The organism is Komagataeibacter xylinus NBRC 15237, assembly GCF_001571345.1.
In the GTDB taxonomy this organism is placed as follows: Bacteria; Pseudomonadota; Alphaproteobacteria; order Acetobacterales; family Acetobacteraceae; genus Komagataeibacter; species Komagataeibacter xylinus.
This window is the reverse complement of the sequence record NZ_BCTP01000005.1, coordinates 54,638-80,226: the sequence shown is the minus strand read 5'-3', so window position 1 is coordinate 80,226 and position 25,589 is coordinate 54,638. Positions and strand designations below refer to the sequence as shown.

Genomic DNA, 25,589 nt, shown 5'->3' with positions numbered 1-25,589 from the left:
GCGCGTCCGCCCCAATATAGCGGACCTGCTCGGCCTGCTTGCCATCATGGCGGGCGCGGTCGTGGTGGCCACGGCGGGCCGCCACATGCTTGTACCCATTCCCGCAAGCGAGGCCGGGACCATCCACCTCAGCCCGGCCTACCTGCCCGGCTATGCCGTGCGCACCACGCTGCGCATGTTCGCAGCCCTTGCCGCCTCGCTGGTGTTCACCTTCACCTATGCCGTGTGGGCCGCCAAGAGCAGGCGGGCGGGGCAGGTTCTGGTGCCGCTGCTTGATATCCTGCAGTCAGTGCCCATTCTGGGCTTTCTCACCTTTACGGTCATTTTCTTCCTCGGGCTGTTTCCGGGGCGGATGATGGGGGCGGAACTCGCCGCCATCTTCACCATTTTCACCAGCCAGGCATGGAACATGGCCTTTGCCATGTACCAGTCGCTGCGCACCGTGCCGCCTGACCTTGAGGAAGCCGCCCGCTGCTTTGGCCTCACCCCCTGGCAGCGCTTCTGGCGGCTCGAGGTGCCGTTCGCCATCCCCGCCCTGGTGTGGAACACCATGATATCGATGTCTGGCGGGTGGTTCATGGTCGTCTATTCCGAGACGATCACGGTGGGCAATACCGATATCGCCCTGCCCGGCATCGGCTCATATGTGGGCGTTGCGATCGAGCAGCGGAACCTTGCCGCCATTTTCTACGCCATCCTCACCATGCTGGCCGTGATCCTGGCCTATGACCAGCTTCTGTTCCGCCCGCTGGTGGCATGGTCCGCGCGCTTCCAGACCGATGACGGCGCGACCTTGGCGACCCCCGACCCGTGGGTGCTGGTACTGCTGCGTCGCACGCACCTGCTGCGCCGTTTCTGCCTGCGCGTGGGCGAGAGCATGACCCGCATTGGCTGGCTGGCGCTTGGCCCGCGCCCGTCTACCCCCGTGCGCACGCTCATCCCCCCCCGCCTGATGGATGCAGCCTGGATTGCGGGCATTGCCCTGTGCGCCCTCACACTGGGCTGGAAGACATGGACCTTTGCCCTTGCGCATTACAGCATGGGGCAGGTTGTGCATGTCATGGCGCTGGGCGGCCTGACGCTGCTGCGCGTCATGATCACGGTGCTGGTGGCCTCCGTGATCTGGGTGCCTGCGGGGATCTGGCTGGGCCTGTCGCCCCGGCGGGCGCGGCATGCGCAGATGGCGGCGCAGTTCATGGCCGCCTTCCCCGCCAACCTGTTCTTTCCGCTTGTCGTGGTGGCCATCGTGCACTGGCACCTCAACAGCAATATCTGGCTCACTCCGCTCATGCTGCTGGGCACGCAGTGGTATATCCTGTTCAATATCGTGGCCGGTGCCTCATCCTATCCCGGTGACCTGCTTGAGGCGGCGCGCAACTTCCACGTCAAGGGATGGCTGTGGTGGCGGCGGGTGATGCTACCGGGCATAACACCCTATTTCATCACCGGCGCACTGACCGCATCGGGCGGGGCATGGAACGCCGCCATCGCCACCGAAGTGGCCAGTTGGGGCGACACCACCCTGAGCGCGCAGGGGCTGGGCGCCTATATTGCCCACGCCACCGTGGCGGGGGCAACCGACCAGGTGGGGCTGGGCATGGCGGTCATGGCGGCCTTCGTGCTGCTGCTCAATCGCGCCGTGTGGCGCCCGTTATCCAATTATGCCGCCCGGCATTACACTTTTGACTGAGAGCGCCTGATGCCGCAGCAAGCCCCTCCCACCACCCCGAAGCCGACCGGCGCCGAACTCGTCCGGATCGTCAATTGCAGGCAGGCCTACCCCAAGGAAAGTTCGACTGACCTTGTGGTGCTCGATGGCGTGAACCTGAGCATCCGCAGTGGCGAGATCGTGGGGCTGCTGGGCCGCTCGGGATCGGGCAAATCGACCCTGCTGCGCATTATCGCGGGGCTTTTGCCACCTACCGCAGGTGAAGTGATCTGGAAAGGCAGGCAGCTGGAGGGGCCGGCTGCGGGCATTTCCATGGTGTTCCAGTCCTTTGCGCTGTTCCCGTGGCTGACGGTGCAGAAAAACGTGGAGCTGGGGCTGGAAGCGCAGGGCGTGGCACCCGCCGAGCGCGAAAAGCTGGCGGAAGATGCGATCCACCTGATCGGGCTGGGCGGGTATGAGAATGCCTACCCCAAGGAGCTTTCGGGCGGCATGCGCCAGCGCGTGGGGCTGGCGCGCGCCCTTGTGGTTCACCCCGACCTGCTGCTGATGGACGAGCCGTTCTCGGCACTCGACGTATTGACGGCGGAAAACCTGCGCACCGATCTTGTGGAACTATGGGCGGAGAAGAAGCTGCCCATCCAGTCGATCCTGCTGGTCACCCACAATATCGAGGAAGCGGTGCTGATGTGCGACCGCATCCTGATTTTCTCCTCCAACCCCGGCCGGGTGGCCTATGAGCTTCAGGTGCCCTTCGAGCACCCCCGCAACCGCGAGGACATGGCCTTCCGCCAGTTCGTGGACCGTATCTACGCGCTGATGACGCGCCGCGCGCCGGTCGTATCAGAAGCGGACATGACCGACCCGGACATGAAGCATGTCCAGATCACGGCCGATGCCGTGGCGCTGCCCGCCCTGCCCATGAACACAATCGTGGGCATGATGGAAACCCTGGCCGCCGACCCGCTGCACGGCCGGGCCGACCTGCCGCTGCTCGCCAGCCGCCTGCAGCTTGAGCTTGATGACCTGTTCCCCCTTGGCGAATCGCTGCAACTGCTGGGCTTTGCCGAGCTTGAGGATGGCGATATCCTGCTCACGCCCGAGGGCATGCGCTTTGTGCAGAGCGAGCACGACATCCGCAAGCACATCCTGTGGCAGAGCATGCTGCACAACATCCCGATGGTGCGCACCATCCGCGCCGTGCTGGACGAGCGCCCCAACCACCGGGCCAGCGCCGAGCGCTTCCGTGATGAACTGGAGGACAGTATGTCCCCCAACTACGCCCGCCAGACGCTCCAGACGCTGATCGGCTGGGCGCGCTATGCGGAACTGTTTGATTTTGACGAGGAAGCCGACCAGCTTTTTCTTGATGATGACCCGATGGACCGTAGCTAGCGGATAAAGGCTTCCGGGCGCTGCCTGTTCTCGAAAAGGCAGTGCTCCTCGAAGCTTTTTGAAAAAAGCTTCACCAAAGACTTTTCTCCTTAACCGACGGAATCCACCAGCCGGTCACGGAACAGGCGGCGCATCTTGGCGATCTTGGGCGGGATGACCGCGCTGCAGTACGGGTTGCCGGGGTTACGGGCAAAATAGTCGCGGTGGTAATCCTCGGCAGGCCAGAAATGGTCCAGCTTCGCAATTTCGGTCACGATCGGGTCGGGCCAGACATGCTGTGCCGCAATTTCGTCCCGTATGGCGTAAGCCATCTTTTCCTGCGCGGCATCCTGCCAGAAAATGGCCGAGCGATACTGCGTGCCCACGTCATTGCCCTGCCGGTTAAGTGTAGTGGGGTCATGCATGACAAAGAATATGCGCAGCAGGTCGGCACATGAAAGCTCAGCGGGGTCGAAGGTTACGCGCACGACCTCGGTATGCCCGGTGCGACCCGTGCAGACCTGCTCGTAGGTCGGGTCGGGGGCATGACCACCGGCGTAACCCGGCTCGATCGCCTGCACGCCGCGCAGTTCCTTGAACGGCGCTTCAATGCACCAGAAGCAGCCCCCACCGAGCACCAGTGTCTCCAATGCGTTTGCGGTCATGGTGGCGTCCTTCCCCAAGTTAGCGTGAAGAGAATATTCCAGAAGTTTTTGGTGAAGCTTTTTTCAAAAAGCTTTGAAAGAAAGCTGCTTTTTTGAAAAAAGGCAGCCCCCAAAAACTTTTCTTCCTTTAAGCAATCCGCGCCAGGGCCGCCTTGAGCCGCACGCGCTCTGCCTGGAACGCCTCCAGCCGCTCGCGGTTTTCGGCCACGACTTCGGGCTTGGCGCGGGCAACGAAATCGGCATTGCCCAGCTTGCGCTCGACCTTGGCAATCTCGCCATCCACCTTGGTGCATTCCTTTTCCAGCCGCTGGCGCTCAACTGACAGGTCAATGATCCCGGCCAGCGGAATGACCAGCGTTGCTTCATCCACCACAAGCTGGGCTGCTCCCTGCGGCATCTCGCCTGCAAGCGGCTGCACTTCGGACACGCGGGCCATGCGGCCAATCGCTTCCGCCCATTTGGCGGCACGCGCCACGGTAGTGGCGGATGCATCACGCAACAGCACGGGTGCCAGGCGCGAGGGCGGCACGTTCATTTCCGAACGCACGGTGCGAATGGCAGAAATGAAACGGATGAGCCACTCCATTTCCTCACGCGCGTCCTTCGCCCCTTCCAGATGTTCGGGCTGCGGCCACGGCGCGGTGATGAGCGAACCTTCACCGCCAAAGCCGAAATGCTGCCACAGCCGGTCGGTCATGAACGGGGTCACGGGCTGGAGCAGGCGCACGATGGTACCCAGAACATGGGCGGCCACCGCACGGGTTTCGACCGCTTCCGCCGTGTCGCCCGCGGCAAAGACCGGCTTGGCCAGCTCAAGGAACCAGTCACAGAAGCAGTTCCACACAAAGCGGTAGCACGCGCCCGCATATTCATCGAAGCGGAAGGCTTCCAGTGCCTTCGTCGCCTCTTCCACCGCCTGCGCCAGTTCGGCCAGGATCCAGCGGCCCAGCGGAGACTGCACGGAGGCCGGGTTGAATCCTGCAACCGGGGCCACACCGTTCATCTCGCAAAAGCGCGCGGCATTCCAGATCTTGGTGATGAAGGAGCGGTATTCCTCCACCTTTTTCGGTCCAAGCTTCACGTCACGGCCAAGGCCGGTGAGCGAGCAAATGCAAAAGCGCATGGCATCCGCGCCATAGCTGTCGATCATCTCCAGCGGGTCGATGCCGTTGCCCTTGGACTTGGACATCTTCTGCCCGCGCTCGTCACGCACCAGCCCGTGGATGAACACCTGCCGGAAGGGCACGTCCTTCATGAAGTGCAGGCCCATCATCATCATCCGCGCAACCCAGAAGAAGATGATGTCAAAGCCCGTGACCAGCACATCGGTGGGGTAGTAGCGCGCGAGTTCCGGTGTCTGCTGCGGCCAGCCCAGCGTGGAGAACGGCCACAGGGCGGAGGAGAACCATGTGTCGAGCACGTCCTCGTCACGCGTCAGCACCGTGTCCTGCCCGTAATGGGCGCGGGCCTGACTGGCGGCATCCGCCTCGTCACCGGCGACGAACACATGCCCATCGGGGCCATACCAGGCAGGAATGCGGTGCCCCCACCAGAGCTGGCGGCTGATGCACCAGGGCTGGATGTCACGCATCCAGGCGTAGAAGGTATTTTCCCACTGCCGGGGTACGAATTCGATCTTGCCGCTCTCTACCGCCTCGATGGCGGGACCGGCGAGGGTCTTGGCATCGCAGTACCACTGCGTGGTCAGGCGCGGCTCGACCACCGCGCCACTGCGCTCGGCATGCGGCACCTGATTGGTGTGCGGCTCGATCTTTTCCAGCCATTCCAGCCGTTCAAGCTCGGCCACCATGGCCTTGCGCGCCTCATCGCGCGGCATGCCTGCCAGCGTGCGCACGAAGGCGGGATCAGCCAGCCCTTCCTCCGCGCGGAGTTCGCCCTCGATCTCGGCAAGGGTGATGCGGGCTTCCTCATCAAGCACGCTGGGCATGTCGAGCTTATGGCGACGGCCGACCTCAAAGTCGTTGAAGTCATGCGCGGGCGTGATCTTGACCGCGCCGCTGCCCTTGGTGGGATCGGAATGCTCATCCGCCACGACGGGAATGCGGCGGCCGGTCAGCGGCAGGATGACGTTTTTGCCCACCAGGTCGGCAAAGCGTTCATCATCGGGGTGCACGGCCACGGCCATGTCGCCCAGCATGGTCTCGGGGCGGGTGGTGGCAACCGTGATGGTGCGGCCCGGCTGGCCTTCAACAGGGTAGCGGATATACCACAGGCTGCCCCGGCTCTCGCGGTTATCGACCTCAAGGTCGGAGATGGCGGAGCGGAAGGCGGGGTCCCAGTTGACGAGGCGGCGGTCGCGATAGATCAGCCCTTCGCGGTAGAGGGTGACGAACACCTCTTTCACCGCATCCGACAGGCCATCATCCATGGTGAAGCGCTCGCGCTGCCAGTCGAGCGAACCGCCAAGACGGCGGAGCTGCTTTGTAATACCGCCGCCGGACTCGGCCTTCCATTCCCATACGCGCTCGACAAAGGCGTCGCGGCCCATTTCCTGGCGCGATGTGCCTTCCTTTTGCAGCATGCGTTCGACCACAAGCTGGGTGGCGATGCCCGCATGATCGGTGCCCGGCTGCCACAGCGTGTCGCGCCCCTGCATGCGGCGCCAGCGGATGAGCGTGTCCTGCAACGTCATGGTCAGGGCGTGGCCGATATGCAGCGTGCCCGTCACGTTGGGCGGCGGAATCATGATGGTATAGGGTTTTGCCGTGCTGTCAGGCTGTGCGCTGAACGCGCCACTGGCCTCCCACAGGGCATAGAGGGAGGTTTCTGTCCCGGCGGGGGAGAACGACTTGTCAAGCATCACGAAAAACCAGATCCACCATAATCAGACGCAGGGCAGGACAACGCGCCCGGCCACGGGCAGATATACCCCAAACCGGCGCGAAGGGAACGCCTTGGCCCGTAATCTTTATGCCAGAATGTAAGGTGACCCGGGTGGATGACGGGCTGATGGAGACCCGGCCAGACCTTAAAGCCCAGACCCTGTCCATTTGACACTGCGCGATACCGGCAGTGTGCAATTGACCATGTGTTTTTTGGGAAAGCGTGGAGGTCTGGGCGGGAATCGAACCCACATTCGCGGATTTGCAGTCCGCTGCATCACCATTCTGCCACCAGACCTTAACGGTGCAGGGGGTATATCTGCTGAAATGCATCTCAGGTCAAGCCGTTGTGTGCAGCGTTCCAGTTGTTTCCCGACCAAAGCGGCGCATAAATACAAAAAAGCCGGAAAAAATTTTCGCCCGTCCGGCCGGGTCGCAGCTTCAGCACCCTGCGGGGCAACGTGTTTCAAGGAAACGTTATGGACAGGACAGACCCCGATTACGCGCCACTCGATTTTGTTGCCGCCCGGCAGCGCATGGTCGATGCCCAGATTCGCCCCTCGCAGGTCGGCAATGCCACTATTATCGCCGCCATGCGCACTGTGCCACGTGAACGCGCCGTGCCCGATGCGCTGCGGGCCTTTGCCTACTCCGACCAGAACCTGCCGCTGGGCGAGGGACGCTACCTGACCGAGCCACGGGTGACGGGGCGCATGCTGCAGGTGGCCGACCTGCGGCACGGCGAGCGGGTGCTGGTGGTTGCGGCGGGTACGGGCTACCTCGCGTCCCTGCTGGGTGCGATGGCGCTTGAACTGCATGTCACCGCCCTCGAATCCGACCCGCGACTGGCCACCATGGGCAAGGCCCTGTGCGCTGCCTGCGCGCCCGGCGTGCAGTGGTGCGACGGGCCGCTGGTCAAGGGGGCTCCGGCCTCGGCGCCGTATGACCTGATCTTCATTGATGGCGCGGTGCGCGCCGTGCCGCAGGCCATTGTGGAGCAGCTTGCACAGGGCGGGCGCATCATTGCTCCCATCGCGCCCGCATCGGGCGTGACATCGGTCAGCCGCATTGCCGCGACAGCGCAGGGCAGCGCGGTGCAGCCATTGTTCGAGGCCGCCGTGCCCGTGCTGCCTGAACTGGCTCCTGCCCCCGCCTTCGTGTTCTAGCCGGTTAACCCGCACGCAACATCCTGCCGCTAGGACTGGACAGGGGCGGGCTGTCATGGTGCCGCCCGGCATATCAGGCTGGCAGGGGCGGACATGAAGGGAAACTGGGCAATCGGGGCGGGCAGCGCCGCACTCCTGTGTAGCGGCACCGCACTGGGGCGCGTGCCGCAGGCGACCGAGGAACCGCGCACGCTGGATGCGGCCCTTGCCGCGGCCTATCTGGGCAACCCGGTGCTGCGGCAGGAACGCGCAACCCTGCGCGCGACCGATGAACAGGTGCCGCAGGCCCTGGGCGGCTGGCGGCCCACGATTACGGGCACGGCGAGCATGTCCTATTATTCCGGCCTGATGCGCATGGAACCCTCATCGGGGGAAAGCGGCTATGCCCGCCGCTATGACAGCCCCGGCTATTCCGGCGGGGTGAGCATTTCGCAGCCCATCTATACCGGCGGCAAGACCACGGCTGGCACGCACAAGGCCCGCCATGCGGTCATGGCCGAGCGCGCGCGGCTGATCGCGGCGGAGGAGCAGGTCTTCTCCGATGTGGTCAGCGCCTACGTCAATGTGGTGGAGGACGAGCAGATCCTGCGCATCGACATCAACAACGAGCAGGTTTACGCAGCCCAGCTTCATGCCACCGAACTGCGCGCGCATGGTGGCGAGATTACCCAGACCGACGTGGCGCAGGCGGCAGGCGCGCTGGCCAATGCGCGCGCAGCAAGGCAACTGGCCGAAGGTACCCTGCAGGCCGATCGCGCCACATACCGGCAGGTGGTGGGTGTTGACGCGCCCGATGACCTTGCCCTGCCCCAGCCGCTTGTCCTGCCGCTTCATACCGAGCAGGACGCCATGACGCAGGCCGTGCAGAACAACCCCGACGTAATTGGCGCCCTGTTTGACGAGGCGGCCAAAAAAGATGCAGTAGGCGTGGCCTTTGCCGCCCTCATGCCCACGGTCAGCGCGCAGGCGGCCTATATGCATGGCATCAACCAGGATGAGGGCCGCTCGCTCAACAATAACAAATATGCCCTCGTCAATGCGTCCATGCCGCTTTATCAGGGCGGGGGCGAATATGCCGCCGTGCGCATGGCCCGCCAGCAGGCCAATGAGGCCACCCATACGGTAGATGTAAAGCGCCGCGCCGCCGTGCAACTCGCGGCAGCAAGCTGGCAGCGCATGCAGGCCAACCGCGCCGCGATTGAAAGCAACCGCGCCGCCGTCGAAGCCGATGCCACTGCCCTGCACGGCATGCAGCGGCAGGTGATGGTGGGCACCACCTCAACGCTTTCCGTGCTCCAGCAGCAGGAGACCCTGCTCCAGGCCCAGATTGCGCTGGTGCGCAGCGCGGGCAATCTTGTCATCTCGTCCTATCAGGCCACCGCCGCCATTGGCCGCCTGACCGCGCGTGACCTGAACCTTGACGTGCAGCTTTATGATGAACGCGCCTATTACCGCGCCGTACATGACCGGCTGTGGGGCATCAGCGATTATGCCACCAGCCAGCCGGGGCGCTAGGCGCAAGGGCCAGTGCGCCATTTGCATCAATGTTTATGGAGGCAGCGTTATTTGAAGCTTTTTGAAAAAAGCTTCATCAAAAACTTTTCCATTATGGCTAGCTTCGTATCCGGGCATCATTTTTTACGTGGATGACAGGCATATACCCCATTGCGCTTATGCAATCTGCTCAATGCGGCACCGGGCGCAAAGGGGATCGGACGGGATGGGGGCTGCCCTGCCCGGCAGGCGCAGTTCCGACCCCTTGGGCGCGCCAAGCTGGTCAAGGGCCTGCATGACCTGTTTCAGCACGGTTTGTGATACATCCTTGACCGCAATCTCGATATCACAGGCGGAAATGCCGACCAGATCGGGCGCAAGGGTCGTGCCCCCGCCCACAACTTCGCCAATGCCCATTTCATGCAGCATGACATCGAGCGGATCTTCAAAAACACTGCCCCGCTGAACCGGCTGGAGGCGGGCGTTGAGATGGGCCACCACAACGATGGGTGTGGGGGCAGCGGGGAGAGTATCGGGCACTGTCTGTTTTTCTGTTATGCGGTGTAAAACACAGTTTTATATTCTATGTGGTTTATTTTCAATCACCACAGCCATTTTTCAGGGCGCCATTCATCTTCTATCATTTCTTTCAAAAATTGATAATTCATGATCCATTTTATGGGCAGTTTACGCTGTTCATCAGTAATGTTTTCAACAGCCCACTCTTTTTCACCATCCCAGAAGCACCAGACGGAAACCTTTCCTGTTCTGAGGTTGGGTATGCCGTACCGAAATATCGGTATTTTCTGACTTTCCGCATCGAGTGGGACGTGCCCGACTTTATGGGCCAGCTTCTGTCTGACTGCCGAAAATATTGGATAGAACGTTAAAAATGCTACGGGAGATTTTGATATTTCTGCAGCATCAGGATAATTTTCGGTATAAAAACCCGAAAAAACCCTGATCATCCATCCAAATTTCTCAACGCGTTTTATGTATTGCAGATACGCTCTCCCCTTATTGGTATCCATATAAAAAACATCACCAACCTTGACCAAACCTTTTCTCCCTCATCTTCAATATAGAAAATTTACTTTTCAATTAAGAACATTCATCATGATCAAATATCAAACAGTAAAAGTAATTTCAGAAAATCGGGATGAAAAGGATATTTTTCTCGAAATTCCTACACAATATCCATGGTTTATAAATATCATCCATCCAAAAAAATGGGCCAGGCGGTATGAAGCCCCCGATCTTTTTGCAGCCTTCCAGACCATACGTCTTGAATTTGAAAAAGCGGGAATACGGTTTCTCTGCATCGGCGCCCGCCCCGACATCATGGCATCGGGCATGTCCAGAAACATGTGTGGCGGCAGGAAAGTGTATGTCATCAGGCATGGGGAACAGGCTGATCGCAGTAATATGGTCGATATATTCGATCATGCCCCGCCCGACAGGATTGGAACGGTGCAGCAGCAACGCGATTTTGCAACACGCTGGCTGGCATCGGCGATACATCGCCGGTGATGCTCCCTGAAAAAACCCTCGGCATGCGCAAGGCAGTTTTTGGTGAAGCTTTTTTCAAAAAGCTTTGAAGAACGCCGCTTTTTTGAAAAAAGGCAGCACCAAAAACTTTTATCATTTTTTATCAATGAGTTGCTTTAAAACAGTTTCTTAACACAGCCCAACCCACGCCATCTCTCCGTCCTGTTAACGCCAAAAAAATGGAGCAGGTCCTATCTTCATGCGTTATCGGCGGACAGGCCCCGGCAGCGACAGCCACCCGGAACCTGTTCCATGATTTAATATTGATCGAGTGACAGGAACCCCATGAAAAAAACTCTCCTGTGCCTGAGTATTCTAAGTATGGCCGGATGCGCTGCCAATCCATCGGATGCCAGCGCACACTATATCAATCCCGAACCCTTCATGCGCTACAGTTGCGCCCAACTGGCCGGACTGGACCAGACAGATGCGCAAAACCTCGCCACAGCCAGGGAGCGACAGCAGGTCAGTCAGTTGAAGGGCGAGCTTGAAGCCGTTCACACCGCCGAGCGGGGCAAGAACTGCGTCGGTCGCTATTCCGCCAGTGATTATGACGCCACCGGGGCCATTACCACCCCTGCCGGCCGCCTGCCGTCAGGCGGCGATCCGGCCTATGACTACCGTGGCACGGGCGTTGCACTCCCTTCAGCCACAACCCGGCCCCTGCAGACCACGCCGATGGATATCAGCACAGGCACAGGCACAGGCACAGGCACAGGCACAGGCATCACAAGCGGCTCCATGCCCGCGCAGGAAGGTCTTTCCGCCCCCGGGGCACTCAGCACTCCCGGCCATGGCGCTTCCTATAGTGCGCCGCATTACGTGGTGCCGCCCGCAGGCTATACCGCACCGTCCTATTCGGGCAATCCGTTCCAGTAACGACCCGCCGGGCAGAGGCGGCAGGGACTGATCGTAACGCAAACCGATCAATATCGTGGCGGACATATATCCATAAGGCCGTTCATCAGGCATAACGCGTCTGATGAGCACGGCGTTTGAAACCCACACCATACACCAGATTCCACCCGACCAGCGCCATGGCCGCGCGCGCGACCTGTTCGCGGTCTGGTTCAGCACCAACCTGACCCTGCTCACGGTGGTGACCGGAGCACTCGGGCCGGGGCTGTTCGGCCTGTCGTTTACGTGGTCGGCCATTGCCGTCATACTCGGCAACCTGGCGGGGGCCGTGTTCATGGCGCTGCATGCAGCCCAGGGGCCGATGCTGGGCGTGCCGCAGATGGTGCAGAGCCGGGGACAGTTCGGCTTTTATGGCGCGGTGCCCATCATCGGCCTTGTCGTGCTCATGTATATCGGCTTCGTGGCCTCGAATTTCGTGGTGGGGGGCGAAGCACTCCATGCCGCCCTGCCCATGGCCGGGCGGCGTAACGCAATCCTGATCATTGCCGTGCTGAGCCTTGTGCCATGCTGCATGGGCTACCACACCATCCATGCCTGGTCGAAGGTGGTGAGCTGGGTGGCGGGCGCGGTTATCCTATACTGCCTGTGGCTGGGCTATGAAGCCTTTCCCCCCGGCACGCTGCGCGACATGCATGGCTCGGCAGCCGGTTTTTTCAGCACCTTTTCCACCGCGGCGCTATGGCAGATCGCCTATGCGCCCTATGTATCGGATTCATCGCGCTACCTGCCCGCTGATGAAGCCGGTCGCCGCACCGCTTTTCTCACCACCTATATTGGCACGGTCGCGGGCACGGCGCTGCCCATGATGCTGGGCTGCATGATTGCACTGCATGGGCCGGGCGTATCGGTCGCCACCACGCTGGCGCAACTGGCGGGGCGGCAGGCAACGCCGGTCATGATCGTGCTTTCGCTTTCCATTGCCCTTGGCAACGCCATGAGCCTGTACGGCGGCGCGCTCTCGGCCATAACCGTGCTCCAGACCTTCATGCCGGACTGGCGGGCCGCTTTGCGCGAACGCCTGCTTGTTACCTGCACGCTGGTGGCGATTGCGCTGGGCATGGCGCTGGGCATGGCCGACAGCTTCATGAAATCCTATGCCGCCTTCCTCGACCTGCTCATGGCCATCATGGTGCCGTGGACCGCCATCAACCTGACCGATTATTACCTACTGCGCCGGGGGCGTTATGATGTGGCCTCATTTTTCCGCCGCGATGGCGGGGCCTATGGCTACTGCAACATCCCCGCCCTGTGCGCCTATGGCATTGGCATCGCGATTGAAATACCCTTCATGCAGAACGGGTTTCATACCGGCAGCCTCGCCCGCCGCCTGCATGGGGTGGACATATCGTGGGTGGTGGGGCTGCTTGTAACCGCCGCCTTCTATATCCGCGCCACAACCACGCGCAGGCGCACGTAATGGCGCTCCCTGTGGCGACGGTTGCGGCGAACAGCACGTCCTGATGACTGCACGGGCTTTCTTCACGCCAGGGATGAAATTTACGGGTTCTGTATAAAAAAAACGTTCTTTTGGAGGTTTTTTAAAAATATTCATGAAATTTCGTTGCATTATATGCAATGTCGTTCCTACAAAGAAATCATTGACGCGCCCCTGAAGTCTGTGTCTGCTTGCAAATGGTTTGATTGCACTGCGGCACGAGCGCAAGGGATACGTTCATGGGTGATCTGTTTTCAAAAGAAGCACGCGAAGACCTGCTGGAGCGGGGCTATTCCCGTCGGCAGTTCGGGCGCATTTCCGCCCTGCTCGGGCTGGGTTCCGCGGCAATCGCCGCCTCCCCGCTCATCAGCGGCACTGCAGCGGCCAAGGGCACGCCCACCAGGGCACCGATAGAAGAAGTGCAGAGCAAGGTTGGCATGGTCCGCCTTGGCAGCAACGAATGCTGGACCGGCCCCTTCCCCGATGCCGCGCAGGCGGGTGCCGCGATGGTGCAGTACGGCAACCGTTACGAACCCACGAACCTGCGCGCGCAGTTGATAGAGACCGTCTCGCAGGTCGAGAAGGTGCCCCAGACCCATATCCTGCCCTGGCCGGGATCAAGCGATCCGCTTTCACGCACGGTCGTCACCTTCTGCTCGCCCACGCGCGGCCTGGTCACGGCCGACCCCACGTTCGAGAACGCCTGGCGCACCGCCGCGTGGCTGGGCGTAAAGGTGACCAAGGTGCCATTGCGGGCGGAGAACAGATACGCAACCGATGTCAGGGCCATGCTGGCGGCCGACCCAAATGCCGGCATCTACTATGTCTGCTCGCCCAACAACCCGACCGGCACCGTCACACCGCTGGCCGACATCAAATGGCTTGTCGCCCACAAGCCCGCAGGCTCGATCGTGCTGGTCGATGAAGCCTATATCCACTTTGCAGGCACCCCGAGCGCCGCGAAACTCGTGGCGGATAACAAAGATGTCGTTGTGCTGCGTACCTTCTCCAAGCTGTTCGGCATGGCAGGGCTGCGGCTGGGCCTGAGCATGGCGCGGCCTGACCTGCATGCCAAAATGATGCGCTATGATGGCGCCAGCCAGTCAGGCACCCTGTCCATCGTGGCGCTGGCCACCGGCACCGCCAGCCTGACCCAGAGTGCTGCGATTGTCGAACGCCGCAACCAGATGATTGCCGCGCGGGAAGAAACCTTCGCCCACCTGAAAAAATACGGCCTGACCTACCTGCCCAGCAACGCCAACATGTTCATGGTGGACTGGAAGCAGCCCGCCCAGACCATGCGCGACGCCTTTGCCAGAAGCAAGGTCGATATCGGCCGCAGTTGGCCTATCTGGCCCACCATGTCACGCGTAACGGTTGGCTCGGCGCAGGACATGCAGGCCTTCTGCACGGCTCTTGACCAGATCATGGCCTGACAGTTTTCCGGGCGCCGTCTTTTCAAAAGATGGCGCCCTGACCCTGCCCCAGAAACTGCCGTGCCTACATATGTCCCTGCACAAGGCCCGCAATACCGGGCGTAATGGCCTGGAGCAGGTCACCCGCTGGCTGCGGGCTGGTGCGCACCGCCAGCATCGATGCCGAGGCCGCGAACTGGGCCTGCGCTGTCTGTAACACTGCATCCACCTGCGCCTGATGCACCGCCAGCGTGCCATCGAGCGCGTACAGCCCCACTGTAGCCAGTTCCGCCAACTGCCCCGATGCAGGCAGGACCTCGCGCAGGGTCGGGCGGGTGGCCACGATCTGGCGCAGGCGCATATCGTTATCGCGCCAGGTTTCCAGCCGGGCGCGCAGGCTGGCGGCAAGGTCACGCTGGCCACCAACATAGGCCGCGACATCGCGCGTGAAGGCTGCGGCCTGAAAACTGTCAGGTGTCGCGATATCAGCCACCCGGTCCAGCGCAGGGGGAATGGATGAAGCCGCCACATGGCCCGGGCCAAAAACATGGTTGAGCGCGTAATTGCGCACCGGAGTGGTCACGGCCAGCAGGGTGGCAAGCGGGGCAATGCCATCAGGGGCAAGCCGTGCCATCATGCGGTGACGATCGGCTGAGGCGCGGTTGCCCAGCACTTCGAGTTCCGCCTGCACCACGGGCAGGCGGCGGGCCAATGCGGCCTCATCACGCACGGCGGCGGGCGACCAGAAGCGCTCGGCCAGGGCTGCCGCGCGCGGCCACAGGCGGGCATCAAGCATCTCCTCGCTCACGATCTCGGTCCATAACGCCACCTCCGCCCCCAGCACCAGCCCGTCCTGCGCCGTGGTCATTGAGGCGGCGGGGTCAAGGGCAAAGGGTACAAGGGCAGGTGCATGGGCTGCGGCGACCTGATCGGGCGGCAGGCCATTGCCCACCGGGTCCAGCGGGTCAACACGGTAATGATCGGCCGCAGGCAGCAGCAGATCAAGATAATACCCTGCCGAGACCACGACCGGGTGCCCCGCCGCCGTGGCCTGCGCCGTATAGCGCGAGCCACGCCACGGCTCGATCACGATGCCGGGGGGCACTGGCGCATCAAGCAGTTCATCCCAGCCCATCATGGTCCTGCCCTCATGCGCAACTATGCCCTGCACCCGGCGGGTAAAGGCCGCCTGCAGGGCCGTGGCGCTGGCATAGCCATGCTGCTGCATATAGGCGCTGATGCGGGGGTTGGCCGTCCATTCATCGGGCCGCACCTCATCGCCACCCACATGGAAATAGGCATCAGGGAACAGGCCCGCCATTTCATGATAGAGCCGGGCCAGGAATACGTATGTATCAGGGTTTGTGGGGTCGAATGCGGCGCGTACCACCCGTTTGGGGTCGAGCGGGGCTGTAACAGGCTGGGCGGCATATTGCGGATAGGCCAGCAGCATGGCGTAGCTGTGGCCCGGCGCATCGAATTCCGGCACGATGCGGATGCCGCGATCAGCAGCAAGCGCCACAAGGTCGCGCACCTGCTGCTGGGTATAGTATTCGCCGTGTGACGCCACCTGCTGCAGGCGCGGATAGACCCTGCTTTCCACCCGGAAGCCCTGCCCGTCAGACAGATGCAGGTGCAGCACGTTGAGCTTGGTCAGTTCCATCATGTCCAGCTGCCGCTCAAGCGCTGCAACCGACATGAAATGACGGCTGACATCCACCAGCATGCCGCGCCATGCAAAACGCGGGCTGTCATCAATCTCGGCCCCATCCAGCACGGGGCCTGCCTCACCGGGCTCAATGAGTTGCAGCAGCGTGGCCAGCCCGCGCAGCACGCCCGCCGGGCCATCAGCCACCAGTGTTGCGCCATCAGCCCCCGTGCGGAGTTGGTAGTGTTCGCGCATGTGAACCGACAGCATATCCGGGTCGGCATGCTGGCAGTTGATGCGCAGCACCAGCCCCGCAGGCGCGCCCGCCACCGCCGGGCGCGCGCTCAGGGCAGCCAGGCGCTGCCCGAAACGCGCCACCGCGCGCTCCAACAGGGGGGAGCGCACGCCCTGCCACTGCACCTGCACCCCGCCCGCAAGCGGCAGGGCGCTGCCCTTGGGCTGGTACTGCACGGGCTGCGGCATCAGGGCCGGGGCGGCCAGAGCAGGCGTGCAGGCCGTCCCTACGCAGAGCATGGCCATGGCAAAGGAGCGAAAACGACGGGCAAAAGGCATGATGGACATAATTCCGTTAAAGGCGTCGCTCCATGGTGCCTCATCACGCGGCACGACCCAACCCCCGCGCGCGCCACCATACCACCAGCGCAAAAAGTCCGATCACCCCATAACCGGGCATGACCAGCCCCATGAAGGCCGGTTTCATGCCCCACGGCCCCTGCAGCAGGGCAAAACACTGCGGCATGACAGCGCCGCCGCAAAACGCCATGACCAGCAGCGCATTCGCCCGCTGCCGCCACGCCCCCGCCATGTGCAGCACCAGCGGAAACAGGATTGGCATCATCATGGCATTGGCCACTCCCAGTAGGGCGATGCACAGCACCGAGCCCATGCCGTGGGCCATGATGGCCCCGGTGCACAACGCGCCTCCCACAAGCGCGGACAGGCCCAGATAGGGCGCGGACCGGATCACGGCAGGCACCATGAAACTGCCCAGCACATACCCGCCCAGCATGCCCGCAAGCGTGAACGCGGTGAGAAACCGCGTCTGCCCGACCAGAAGCCCCATGCCGCGCGCATATAGGCCAATGCCATCGCCCGCCATCACCTCCACCCCTACATACACGAACACCACGGCAATCCCGACCCAGGCCATGCCCGCCATGCGCCCGCCGGGCGGGGCTGCATCCCGGCAGGCCAGACGCAGATCGGGCAGTCCCGCATGCCGCAGCCCCAGCGCCACAAGCAGCAGCACAACCGCCATGCCCCGGTAGGGCAGCACCACCGCATGGGCGAAACCGGCCAGAACCTGTGCGTGCATGCGGGCATTGCCGCTGGCCGCGAGACGGGCCACCACGCCGCCAATATCATGCATGACCAGAAGAGAAAATATTATAGGTGCGATAATTCCTGAAAGCTTATTGGCAATGCCCATCCCTGCAATGCGCCGCGCCGCCTGTGCCGCAGGGCCAAGCAGCGTCACATACGGATTGACCGCCACCTGCAGCAGCGTCAGCCCCGCGCCCAGCACCGACAGGCCCGCAAGCGCACCAGCATACCAGCCGCGCCCCACACATTCGCCAAACCCAAGCGTGCCTGCCGCCATGACACCAAGCGCCAGCCTGATGCCACCACGCAGCCCCGTGCGCCGCGCAAGCGCCATGGCAGGAAACGCGCAGAAAAAATAAGCGAGGTAAAAACACATCGGCACCAGAAACGCCCCAACCGGCCCCACGCCAAAGGCAACCTGCACGAACGTGATCAGTGGCCCGTTGAGCCATGTGACAAACCCGATGATGAAAAACAGCCCGGCCATGACCAACAGTGGCCGCGTGCCATAAGCCCCGCCTGGCCCGCCCCCTCCGTCCTGGCCTGAATTCGCTTTTTCCATGCATTCCCCCCGCTGCCCATTCCCATCGTCGCCACGCAAAGGCAGGACACCACCGCCCATCATACCGATATCGTAATATAGGCAACAAAAAAGCGGCAATCTTCCGCCCCCTGCCCCAAGCTGCTATGGCTGGGCCACCCCAACAGGATTACAGGTCTGTCACGCCATGCGCCTGCGCTCCCCATGGCAGCCGTGCCTGCCCGCAGGCGACGGCCCGCCCGCCGAACGACTGGCCGATGCCCTGGCCGGTGACATACTCGGCGGCAGGCTGCAATCCGGCGACCGCCTGCCCGCGCACCGCCCGCTTGCCTGGCAGCTTGGCATCGGCATTGGCAGCGTCACGCGCGCTTATGCCACGCTGGAGCGGCGCGGGCTGGTGCGCAGCGTGCGCGGGCGGGGCACATTTGTGGCAACCAGCCCCAATGGCACGGGGCAGATGCTTGACCTTTCGGCCAACATGCCGCCGCCCATGTTCAGCGACCGCGCGCTGGCCCGCACGCTGGCCCGCCTTGCCCGCACGGTCGATCCGGCGCTGTTCAATGTCTATCCGCCCGTGGCGGGCCATATCGAACACCGGCGCATCATGGCCCACTGGCTGGCCGAACTCGGCGTGGCGTTATCACCCGAGCAGCTTCTGCTGACCAGCGGGGCGCAGCAGGCCCTTGGCGTGGCCCTGACAGCCGCACGAAAAAGCGCCCCCGTGATGCTGACCGAGGCCCTGACCTACCCCGGCATGCTGATCCTCGCCCGGCAGGCGGGCATGCAGGTGCAGGGCCTGCCAATGGATACGCAGGGCCTGCTGCCCGAAGCCCTCGCCCACGCCCTGGCCCAGCATGCCCCGCAGCGCTGCGTGCTCTATGTCACGCCCACCATGCACAACCCAACCACCGCCACCATGGGCACGGAGCGCAGGCACGCTATCGGCCGCCTGTGCCGCCACCATGATGCGCTGATTATTGAAGATGATGTCTATGACTGCGTGCATGATGCGGCCCTGCCCCCGCTGGTAACGCTGGCGCCGGAACGGACCTTTTATGTCAGCAGCCTGTCAAAGACCCTCAGCCCCGGCCTGCGCATTGGCGCACTGGCCCCGCCACAGGGGTTCATGCAGGCGGCGCGTGATGCGTTGCTCAGCGCATCGCTCATGATCGCGCCACTCTCCTATGCCATGATGGCGCAGTGGATGCTTGATGGCACGGCCGCCTCCGTACGGCAGTCGCTGCGTGGCGAGGCAGGGCGACGCCGCGCGCTGGCGCAGTCCGTACTTGGCCCGCACCTTGCGCCACCGCCCTATGATGCCTTTCATGCATGGATGCCCATGAAGCTGGCCCGCGCACAGCATCTGGCGGCGGAGGCGGCCAGACAGGGCGTTAAAGTCACCCTGCCCCAGCCCTTCATGGCCTGCCCGGACGCAGCGGCCGATGCACCCGCGGGCATTCGCCTGTGCCTTGGCCCGACACCGCTGCCCGACCTGCGCGAGGCCCTGCACCGGCTGCGCCATGTGCTTGATGGCATGGACAATAGTGTCACGTGACACTTTCTTCGTGGCAGGAAAGTGTCACACACCCCTATGCTCGCCACACCATGCAACACATCTGGCGAGGATATTGTCATGACAGCGCAGCCCATCACGGTCATTGCATCACTCCGCGTCCTGCCGGGGCACGAAACGGCGGCGCTTGGGGCCATCCGCCAGTGCGTGGCGCTATCGCGGCAGGAAGCCACCAACCTGTCCTACCAGTGCCACCGCGACATCAACGACCCGGCCATTTTCGTGTTCGTCGAGCGCTGGACCAGCCCTGAAGCGCTGGCCGCCCATGAAGAAACACCGCACTTCCAGGCCATGAAAGCCGCGTTTGCCACGGCACTGGCCGCACCGCTTCAGGTTCACATCACCCGTGAACTCTGAGGCCGCATCGCTGCGCCATCTTGGCCGCCTCGCCATGGCGCTGTTCCTGGCCTACATGGCCGTGGCCCTGCCGCTGGCTGCCATTCCGGTGGCCGTGCTGCACTGGTCGGGTTATGGCAACGGACTGGCGGGGCTTGCTGTGGGCATTGCCTTCTTCTCCACCATTCTCAGCCGCAACCATGCAGGCCAGATGGCGGATACGAAAGGCGGCAGGCCCTGCATGCGCACGGGGCTGATGGTGTATGTGGCCGCCAGCCTGATCTGCGTGCTCGCAGCCCTGCCCGGCCTGGGCGATGGTTCGCGCTACGCCATCCTGATCATGGGCAGGCTCCTGCTGGGCGTGGGCGAAAGCCTGACCATTGTGGGCATGCTGGGCTGGGGCATCGGCCTTGTGGGGCAGGCACGCGCGGGGCGCGTTCTGGCCTGGACGGGGGCGGCCATGTACGGCGCCTTTGCCGTGGGTGGCCCGATCGGGCTGGCGCTATACCAGCAGGCGGGATTGGGCGTGCTCATGGGCGCATCCGCCCTGCTGCCGCTGGTGGGGCTGGCGCTGGTGCAGACCATACCCGCCTCCCCGACGCATGCGGGTGGCAGGCCGCCATTCTGGCACGTTCTGGGCACCATCCGCTGGCAGGGCATGGCGGTCGCGCTTCAGGGCGTGGGCTTTGCCGCACTGGGCGCGTTCCTGCCGCTACGCTTCATCCACGCCCACTGGCCCGGCGCCGGGCTGGGGCTGACCTGTTTCGGCGCAGCCTTCGTGGCCGGGCGCTTTGTGTGCGGGCACCTGCCTGACCGGATTGGCGGGCTACGGGTGGCGCTGCTCTCGCTGGTGGTCGAGGCCGCAGGGCAATACCTGCTGTGGATCGCCCCCTCGCCCGTGCTGGCGCTGGCGGGCGCGTTGCTGACCGGGGCGGGGTGCTCCATGGTGTTCCCCGCCCTTGGGGTCGAGGTGGTGCGGCTGGTGGCACCTGCCATGCGGGCCACGGCGCTGGGCGGCTTCGCGGCGTTTCAGGACCTGGCCTATGGGGCCACCGGCCCGCTGGCGGGGCTGCTGGCCGACCGGTGTGGCTACGCGGTCGTGTTCGGGCTGGGCGGGGCGTGCGCCACGCTGGGCGCGGGCATCGTGCTTGCCTTGCTGGCCCGCCAGCGCGGAGGCATGACATGAATTCAGGCCATGTTTACATTCTGGGCACCTGCGACACCAAGCAGGCCGAACTGAGCTATCTGCGCCAGACCCTGCGCGAAAGCGGGATTGCCGCGCTGATTGTCGATATCGGCACGCGGCATGCGGGGCGCGCGGCCGATATCAGCGCCCGCGCGGTTGCGCGCTGCCACCCCCAGGGCGAGGAGGCCGTTTTCTGTGGTGATCGGGGGCGGGCCATTGCGGCCATGGCCGAGGCGCTGCGCGTGTTTTTGCGCGCGCGCACCGACATGCTCGGCGTGCTGGCCATTGGCGGCTCGGGCGGCACGGCGCTGGTGTCGCCTGCCCTGCAGGCGCTGCCCATTGGCCTGCCAAAGCTGGTGGTCTCGACCGTGGCCTCGGGCAATACCGCGCCCTATGTGGGGGGCGCAGACATTGCCATGCTCTATCCGGTGACGGACATGGAGGGGCTCAACCGCATCTCACGCGTGGTGCTGGGCAATGCGGCCCACGCCATGGCGGGCATGGCGCGCAATCCCTGCCACCCTGCGCCCGACCCGCGCCCCGCCATCGGCCTGACCATGTTTGGCGTGACCACGCCATGCGTGGAGCAGGTGGTGCACCAGCTTTCCAGCCGGTTTGACTGCCTTGTGTTCCACGCCACGGGCACTGGAGGCCGCGCCATGGAGCGGCTGGCCGATGACGGGATAATCAGCGGCTTCATCGACACGACGCTGACCGAGTTCTGTGATTACGTGGCAGGTGGCATCTTTGCGTGCGATGCCGACCGGCTTGGCGCCGTCATCCGTACCGGCCTGCCTTACGTGGGCAGTTGCGGCGGGCTGGACATGGTCAATTTCGGCGCCCGCGCCAGTGTGCCCGCCCACTACGAAAGCCGCGTGTTTGTCGAGCACAACCCCCAGATCACGCTGATGCGCACGAATGAAGCAGAATGCCGGGCGATGGGCCACATGATCGGCCACCAGCTCAACCGCTGCACGGGCGAAGTGCGCTTTCTCTACCCCGAGGGCGGGTTTTCCCTGCTCGACCAGCCCGGCGGCCCGTTTCATGACCCTGAAGCTGATGAAGCATTTTACACCGCCCTGGCCGAGACACTGGAGCAGACCCCGCAGCGCAGGCTGATCCGCCTTCCCCATGCGATCAATGACCCGGCTTTTGCCGCGGCGCTGGCGCATGAATTTTCGCATCTTTATGGAGACCAACCCTGATGCCCCGTATTCCCCGTAGTGAAATCCTCGCCCGCTTCCGCAGCATGATCGCCGCGCGCACGCCCATCGTGGGTGGCGGGGCGGGCACCGGCCTATCCGCCAAATGCGAGGCGGCGGGCGGCATCGACCTGATCGTCATCTACAATTCCGGGCGTTACCGCATGGCGGGCCGTGGCTCGCTGGCGGGCCTGCTGGCCTATGGCAACGCCAACCAGATCGTGATGGACATGGCGCGCGAGGTGCTGCCCGTGGTGCCCACCACCCCCGTGCTGGCCGGGGTGAATGGCACCGACCCGTTCGTTGACTTTGATGTGTTTCTTGATGACGTGAAGCGGGTCGGGTTTTCGGGCATCCAGAACTTCCCCACCGTGGGGCTGATTGACGGCAATTTCCGCAAGAACCTTGAGGAAACCGGCATGAGCTACAGCCTTGAGGTGGATGTGGTGGCCCGCGCCCACAAAAAAGACCTGCTGACCACGCCCTACGTGTTCGACCCTGCCCAGGCGGTGGACATGGCCAAGGCGGGTGCTGACGTGCTGGTGGCCCATATGGGGCTGACCACGGGCGGCGCAATCGGCGCGGAGACGGCGCTGACGCTGGATGACTGCATTACCCAGATCAACGCGATCATTGATGCCGCGCGCAGCGTGCGCCCCGACATCATCACGCTGTGCCATGGCGGCCCGATCGCCATGCCCGCCGATGCCCAGAAAGTGCTCGCCGCCTGCCCGGACTGCCACGGCTTTTATGGCGCATCGAGCATGGAGCGCCTGCCGGTTGAAGTCGCGCTGACCGAACAGACCCGCAACTTCAAGGCCCTTACGCGCTGATGATAAAATAACAAATGTTTTTGGGTGCCGCCTTTTTTAAAAAAGCTTCACCAAAAACTTTTATCCGTTTTCAGGTGGTCCCATGGTCCATGGCTGGTGCTCGATTGCAGGGGGGCTCCTGGCGGGGCCGCACAGGGCATAGGCAAAAGCGTGCCGCACCCGCCCGTGCCGCAGGGGCAGCGCAAGCGTTGCCGGCGTCATGCATGCGCCGGGGTCAAACACATTGCCAGAGACCCAGCGCAGGGCGGTTTTCATCTGCCCGCCCGCAGGCAGCACCTTGACAGGCGCGGGCACGGCCTGCTGCCACGTTACGGCAACGGGGTGGTGATGCACATCCTCGAACGAGGGCGGTCCCATCCCCGCAACCGAGCAGGCGCGCGCGCCGGTGTTCCGCACGACAAGCCATGTGCCGCCATGCATCATGCCATTGAATGCGCCCTGCCCGTCATCAAGGCTGACCACCATCTGCGGCACCTTGCAGTCAGGCACTGGCGTGGCCCGCGCCTGTGGCGGCAGGCTCCATGACATGAGGGCCATCAGCCCCGCTATCTTGCCCTTCATGGCCCGACCTGCGCCGGCCCGGTGAGGCTCACGTCAAAATGCGTCGCATGCCCGGTAGCGGGATCAAGATGGCAGGCCCACGAAAAACCCGCCCACTCAAGGCCATTACCCACCCGCAGGAACTGCCCGCGCCCCGATACCAGCGCGGCACTGGCCACGACCTGGCTGCCCGGCCCCACATCCTGCAGGAAAAAACGGTGCGGCTGGCTGCCCATGCGCACCAGCACCGTGCGCGCGGCGTTCTGGCACAGGAAAGTGGTCATCTGCCACGCCATGTCCTGCCCCTGCACGGCGCGCCGCGTGGCGGGATCGGCAATGCGGCTGATCTGCCGGTCAATGATCCGCTTTTCAGCGGCGGAGGGGCCTGCCGTGACCGTAGCGCCCCAGGCCGGGCGCAGCATGGCCAGCAGGCCCAGCATGGCGCACAGGCCGCGTATCGTGTTCATGTTTCTGGTTTCCCCATGCGGGCCTGCCGCAGCGCCAGGCCAATCATGCCGCCCGCCTGATGCCGCTTGGGCACGGCCACGCGCTGCGACAGGTAGATGCCCGAATGGCCCGAGCACATATAGGCCACGAAACAGCCCGTGGCGAAATAGACGATATCCGCCGTGCCGAACAGTTCCACCCCCATGAGCGTGCAGGCCAGCGGCGTATTGGCCGCACCCGCAAAGACCGCGACAAACCCCACCCCTGCCAGCAGGTCCGCCGGAGCGTGCAGCAGGGGAGCCAGTGCATTGCCCAGCCCCGCCCCGATGAAAAACAGCGGCGTGACCTCGCCGCCCTTGAAGCCCGCGGCCAGCACGACCACCGTAAAGACCAGCTTCCACGCCCATGCCACCGGGTAATGCCCGGCTCCGAAGAAATCGATAATGGACGCTCCGCCCACCTCGGGTGCGACAATGCCCAGCCCCAGATAGTCACGCGAGCCGCACAGCCACACCAGCGCTATGGTCGCAATCCCGCCCAATGCGGGCCGCAGCCCCGCAATCGGGCAGACCTGCCGCAGGCGGGCTGCCAGCCGGTGCACCGATTCTGCAAAAACGATGCTGGCCAGCCCGAAGGCAACCGCCGCCACCATGACCTTGCCCAGAAGCAGCAGGTCGGCATGAAAAAAATGCCCATCCGCCCCCGCATAACCCTGAAAGGCCAGATGATAGGGCACATGCTCCATGCCCCATGCATGGCATGTCCAGTCCGCCACGATGGCGCTTACGGCTACGGGCACCAGGGCATCGTAGTCAATGCGCCCTACGCGGATCACTTCCATGCCGAACACGGCACCCGCCACCGGCGTGCCGAACACGGCGGAAAATCCCGCCGCGATGCCTGACATGAGCAGGACCCTGATTTCGTAAGGGTTGGTCAGGCGCCACACCCGCCCCACCGTGCTGGCAATGCTGCCGCCCATCTGCACCGCCGTGCCCTCACGCCCCACCGATGCCCCGAACAGGTGGCTGACCACCGTGCCGATAAGCACCAGCGGCACCATGCGCAGGGGCACGCCGCCCCCGGGTTCGTGGATCTGGTCCACGATCAGGTTATTGCCGCCCTCGGCAGCGCGCCCCCAGACGGAATAAAGCAGCCCCACGGCAACGCCTGCCACCGGCAGGCCGTAAAGCAGCCACGGGTGCAGCAGGCGTGTCTGCGCTGCCCGGTCGAGCAGCCACAGGAACAGGGCGCACAGCGTGCCCACGCAGGCCGCCATGGGCAGCAGCAGGCTGGCCCATCTGAGCAGCCCCCCCGACTGGCGGGCCACGGCCCGCGCAAGTGCAACAATATTCATGATATTTCGGTCAACCCGGCATTCAGGATGGAACAGCAGGCCAGTCCTGTCTGGCCGT

At 63.6% G+C, this 25,589-nt stretch carries 22 protein-coding genes and 1 tRNA gene; 13 read left to right on the top strand and 10 right to left on the bottom strand.

What is annotated here, in order from left to right; all coding sequences use genetic code 11:
- Positions 1-46: 46 nt before the first annotated feature.
- Positions 47-1,690 (top strand): ABC transporter permease, encoded by a 1,644-nt coding sequence (locus GXY01S_RS03445; protein WP_165165727.1) that lies wholly within the window; start codon positions 47-49, stop codon positions 1,688-1,690.
- 9 nt (positions 1,691-1,699) lie between these two features.
- Positions 1,700-3,061 (top strand): ABC transporter ATP-binding protein, encoded by a 1,362-nt coding sequence (locus GXY01S_RS03440; RefSeq protein WP_061271989.1) that lies wholly within the window; start codon positions 1,700-1,702, stop codon positions 3,059-3,061.
- A gap of 89 nt (positions 3,062-3,150) precedes the next feature.
- Here GXY01S_RS03440 and msrA read toward each other — a convergent pair whose 3' ends face one another.
- The 3 genes from msrA to GXY01S_RS03425 all read right to left on the bottom strand — a co-directional run bounded on the left by msrA (position 3,151) and on the right by GXY01S_RS03425 (position 6,846).
- Complete coding sequence (gene msrA / locus GXY01S_RS03435) at positions 3,151-3,705, bottom strand: peptide-methionine (S)-S-oxide reductase MsrA (RefSeq protein ID WP_061271988.1); 555 nt, start codon at positions 3,703-3,705, stop codon at positions 3,151-3,153.
- 127 nt (positions 3,706-3,832) lie between these two features.
- Complete coding sequence (locus GXY01S_RS03430; RefSeq protein WP_061272048.1) at positions 3,833-6,526, bottom strand: valine--tRNA ligase; 2,694 nt, start codon at positions 6,524-6,526, stop codon at positions 3,833-3,835.
- 246 nt (positions 6,527-6,772) lie between these two features.
- Positions 6,773-6,846, bottom strand: a tRNA-Cys gene (locus GXY01S_RS03425).
- A gap of 181 nt (positions 6,847-7,027) precedes the next feature.
- Here GXY01S_RS03425 and GXY01S_RS03420 point away from each other — a divergent pair.
- On the top strand, positions 7,028-7,714 hold the full coding sequence (locus GXY01S_RS03420) for a protein-L-isoaspartate O-methyltransferase family protein (protein ID WP_061271987.1): 687 nt from the start codon (positions 7,028-7,030) through the stop codon (positions 7,712-7,714).
- A 93-nt stretch (positions 7,715-7,807) separates the two neighbouring features.
- Positions 7,808-9,229 carry a TolC family outer membrane protein gene (locus GXY01S_RS03415; RefSeq protein ID WP_061271986.1) on the top strand — a complete coding sequence of 474 codons (1,422 nt, stop codon included), beginning with the start codon at positions 7,808-7,810 and terminating at the stop codon, positions 9,227-9,229.
- A 156-nt stretch (positions 9,230-9,385) separates the two neighbouring features.
- Here GXY01S_RS03415 and GXY01S_RS03410 read toward each other — a convergent pair whose 3' ends face one another.
- Positions 9,386-9,748: a hypothetical protein gene (locus tag GXY01S_RS03410; protein ID WP_110570347.1), complete on the bottom strand. Its 363-nt coding sequence runs from the start codon at positions 9,746-9,748 to the stop codon at positions 9,386-9,388.
- 62 nt (positions 9,749-9,810) lie between these two features.
- Complete coding sequence (locus GXY01S_RS17925; protein WP_146222741.1) at positions 9,811-10,266, bottom strand: hypothetical protein; 456 nt, start codon at positions 10,264-10,266, stop codon at positions 9,811-9,813.
- A gap of 58 nt (positions 10,267-10,324) precedes the next feature.
- Here GXY01S_RS17925 and GXY01S_RS17920 point away from each other — a divergent pair, with 58 nt between their 5' ends.
- From GXY01S_RS17920 to GXY01S_RS03390, 4 genes are all read left to right on the top strand, one after another.
- Complete coding sequence (locus tag GXY01S_RS17920) at positions 10,325-10,738, top strand: hypothetical protein (protein ID WP_129551792.1); 414 nt, start codon at positions 10,325-10,327, stop codon at positions 10,736-10,738.
- Positions 10,739-11,041: 303 nt separating this feature from the next.
- Positions 11,042-11,635: a hypothetical protein gene (locus GXY01S_RS03400; protein ID WP_061271983.1), complete on the top strand. Its 594-nt coding sequence runs from the start codon at positions 11,042-11,044 to the stop codon at positions 11,633-11,635.
- A 103-nt stretch (positions 11,636-11,738) separates the two neighbouring features.
- A complete protein-coding gene (locus GXY01S_RS03395) occupies positions 11,739-13,091 on the top strand; it encodes a purine-cytosine permease family protein (RefSeq protein WP_061271982.1) in 1,353 nt (450 codons plus the stop codon).
- A 257-nt stretch (positions 13,092-13,348) separates the two neighbouring features.
- Complete coding sequence (locus GXY01S_RS03390) at positions 13,349-14,545, top strand: pyridoxal phosphate-dependent aminotransferase (RefSeq protein ID WP_061271981.1); 1,197 nt, start codon at positions 13,349-13,351, stop codon at positions 14,543-14,545.
- A 64-nt stretch (positions 14,546-14,609) separates the two neighbouring features.
- On the opposite strand, the gene GXY01S_RS03385 is transcribed toward GXY01S_RS03390, so the two are convergent.
- Positions 14,610-16,745, bottom strand: a complete 2,136-nt coding sequence (locus tag GXY01S_RS03385) for a beta-N-acetylhexosaminidase (RefSeq protein WP_061272047.1) — start codon at positions 16,743-16,745, stop codon at positions 14,610-14,612.
- A 43-nt stretch (positions 16,746-16,788) separates the two neighbouring features.
- Positions 16,789-18,078 carry an MFS transporter gene (locus tag GXY01S_RS03380; RefSeq protein WP_242501249.1) on the bottom strand — a complete coding sequence of 430 codons (1,290 nt, stop codon included), beginning with the start codon at positions 18,076-18,078 and terminating at the stop codon, positions 16,789-16,791.
- Positions 18,079-18,244: 166 nt separating this feature from the next.
- Here GXY01S_RS03380 and GXY01S_RS03375 point away from each other — a divergent pair, with 166 nt between their 5' ends.
- The 5 genes from GXY01S_RS03375 to GXY01S_RS03355 all read left to right on the top strand — a co-directional run bounded on the left by GXY01S_RS03375 (position 18,245) and on the right by GXY01S_RS03355 (position 23,187).
- Positions 18,245-19,612 carry an aminotransferase-like domain-containing protein gene (locus tag GXY01S_RS03375; RefSeq protein ID WP_061271980.1) on the top strand — a complete coding sequence of 456 codons (1,368 nt, stop codon included), beginning with the start codon at positions 18,245-18,247 and terminating at the stop codon, positions 19,610-19,612.
- 78 nt (positions 19,613-19,690) lie between these two features.
- Complete coding sequence (locus GXY01S_RS03370) at positions 19,691-19,987, top strand: putative quinol monooxygenase (RefSeq protein WP_061272044.1); 297 nt, start codon at positions 19,691-19,693, stop codon at positions 19,985-19,987.
- Between the two features lie 34 nt (positions 19,988-20,021).
- Positions 20,022-21,152 carry an arabinose transporter gene (locus GXY01S_RS03365; RefSeq protein ID WP_061272045.1) on the top strand — a complete coding sequence of 377 codons (1,131 nt, stop codon included), beginning with the start codon at positions 20,022-20,024 and terminating at the stop codon, positions 21,150-21,152.
- Positions 21,149-22,357 carry a Tm-1-like ATP-binding domain-containing protein gene (locus tag GXY01S_RS03360; RefSeq protein WP_061271979.1) on the top strand — a complete coding sequence of 403 codons (1,209 nt, stop codon included), beginning with the start codon at positions 21,149-21,151 and terminating at the stop codon, positions 22,355-22,357. The genes GXY01S_RS03365 and GXY01S_RS03360 overlap by 4 nt, the downstream gene beginning before the upstream one ends.
- Complete coding sequence (locus GXY01S_RS03355; protein ID WP_061271978.1) at positions 22,357-23,187, top strand: phosphoenolpyruvate hydrolase family protein; 831 nt, start codon at positions 22,357-22,359, stop codon at positions 23,185-23,187. The genes GXY01S_RS03360 and GXY01S_RS03355 overlap by 1 nt, the downstream gene beginning before the upstream one ends.
- A 60-nt stretch (positions 23,188-23,247) precedes the next feature.
- On the opposite strand, the gene GXY01S_RS03350 is transcribed toward GXY01S_RS03355, so the two are convergent.
- From GXY01S_RS03350 to GXY01S_RS03340, 3 genes are read right to left on the bottom strand one after another with little or no spacing between them, the layout of a single operon-like run.
- Positions 23,248-23,748, bottom strand: a complete 501-nt coding sequence (locus GXY01S_RS03350) for a DUF4232 domain-containing protein (protein WP_061271977.1) — start codon at positions 23,746-23,748, stop codon at positions 23,248-23,250.
- On the bottom strand, positions 23,745-24,194 hold the full coding sequence (locus tag GXY01S_RS03345; RefSeq protein WP_061271976.1) for a hypothetical protein: 450 nt from the start codon (positions 24,192-24,194) through the stop codon (positions 23,745-23,747). Before GXY01S_RS03345 ends, GXY01S_RS03350 begins: the two co-directional genes overlap by 4 nt.
- Positions 24,191-25,531 (bottom strand): voltage-gated chloride channel family protein, encoded by a 1,341-nt coding sequence (locus tag GXY01S_RS03340; RefSeq protein ID WP_061271975.1) that lies wholly within the window; start codon positions 25,529-25,531, stop codon positions 24,191-24,193. The genes GXY01S_RS03345 and GXY01S_RS03340 overlap by 4 nt, the downstream gene beginning before the upstream one ends.
- Positions 25,532-25,589 lie beyond the last annotated feature (58 nt).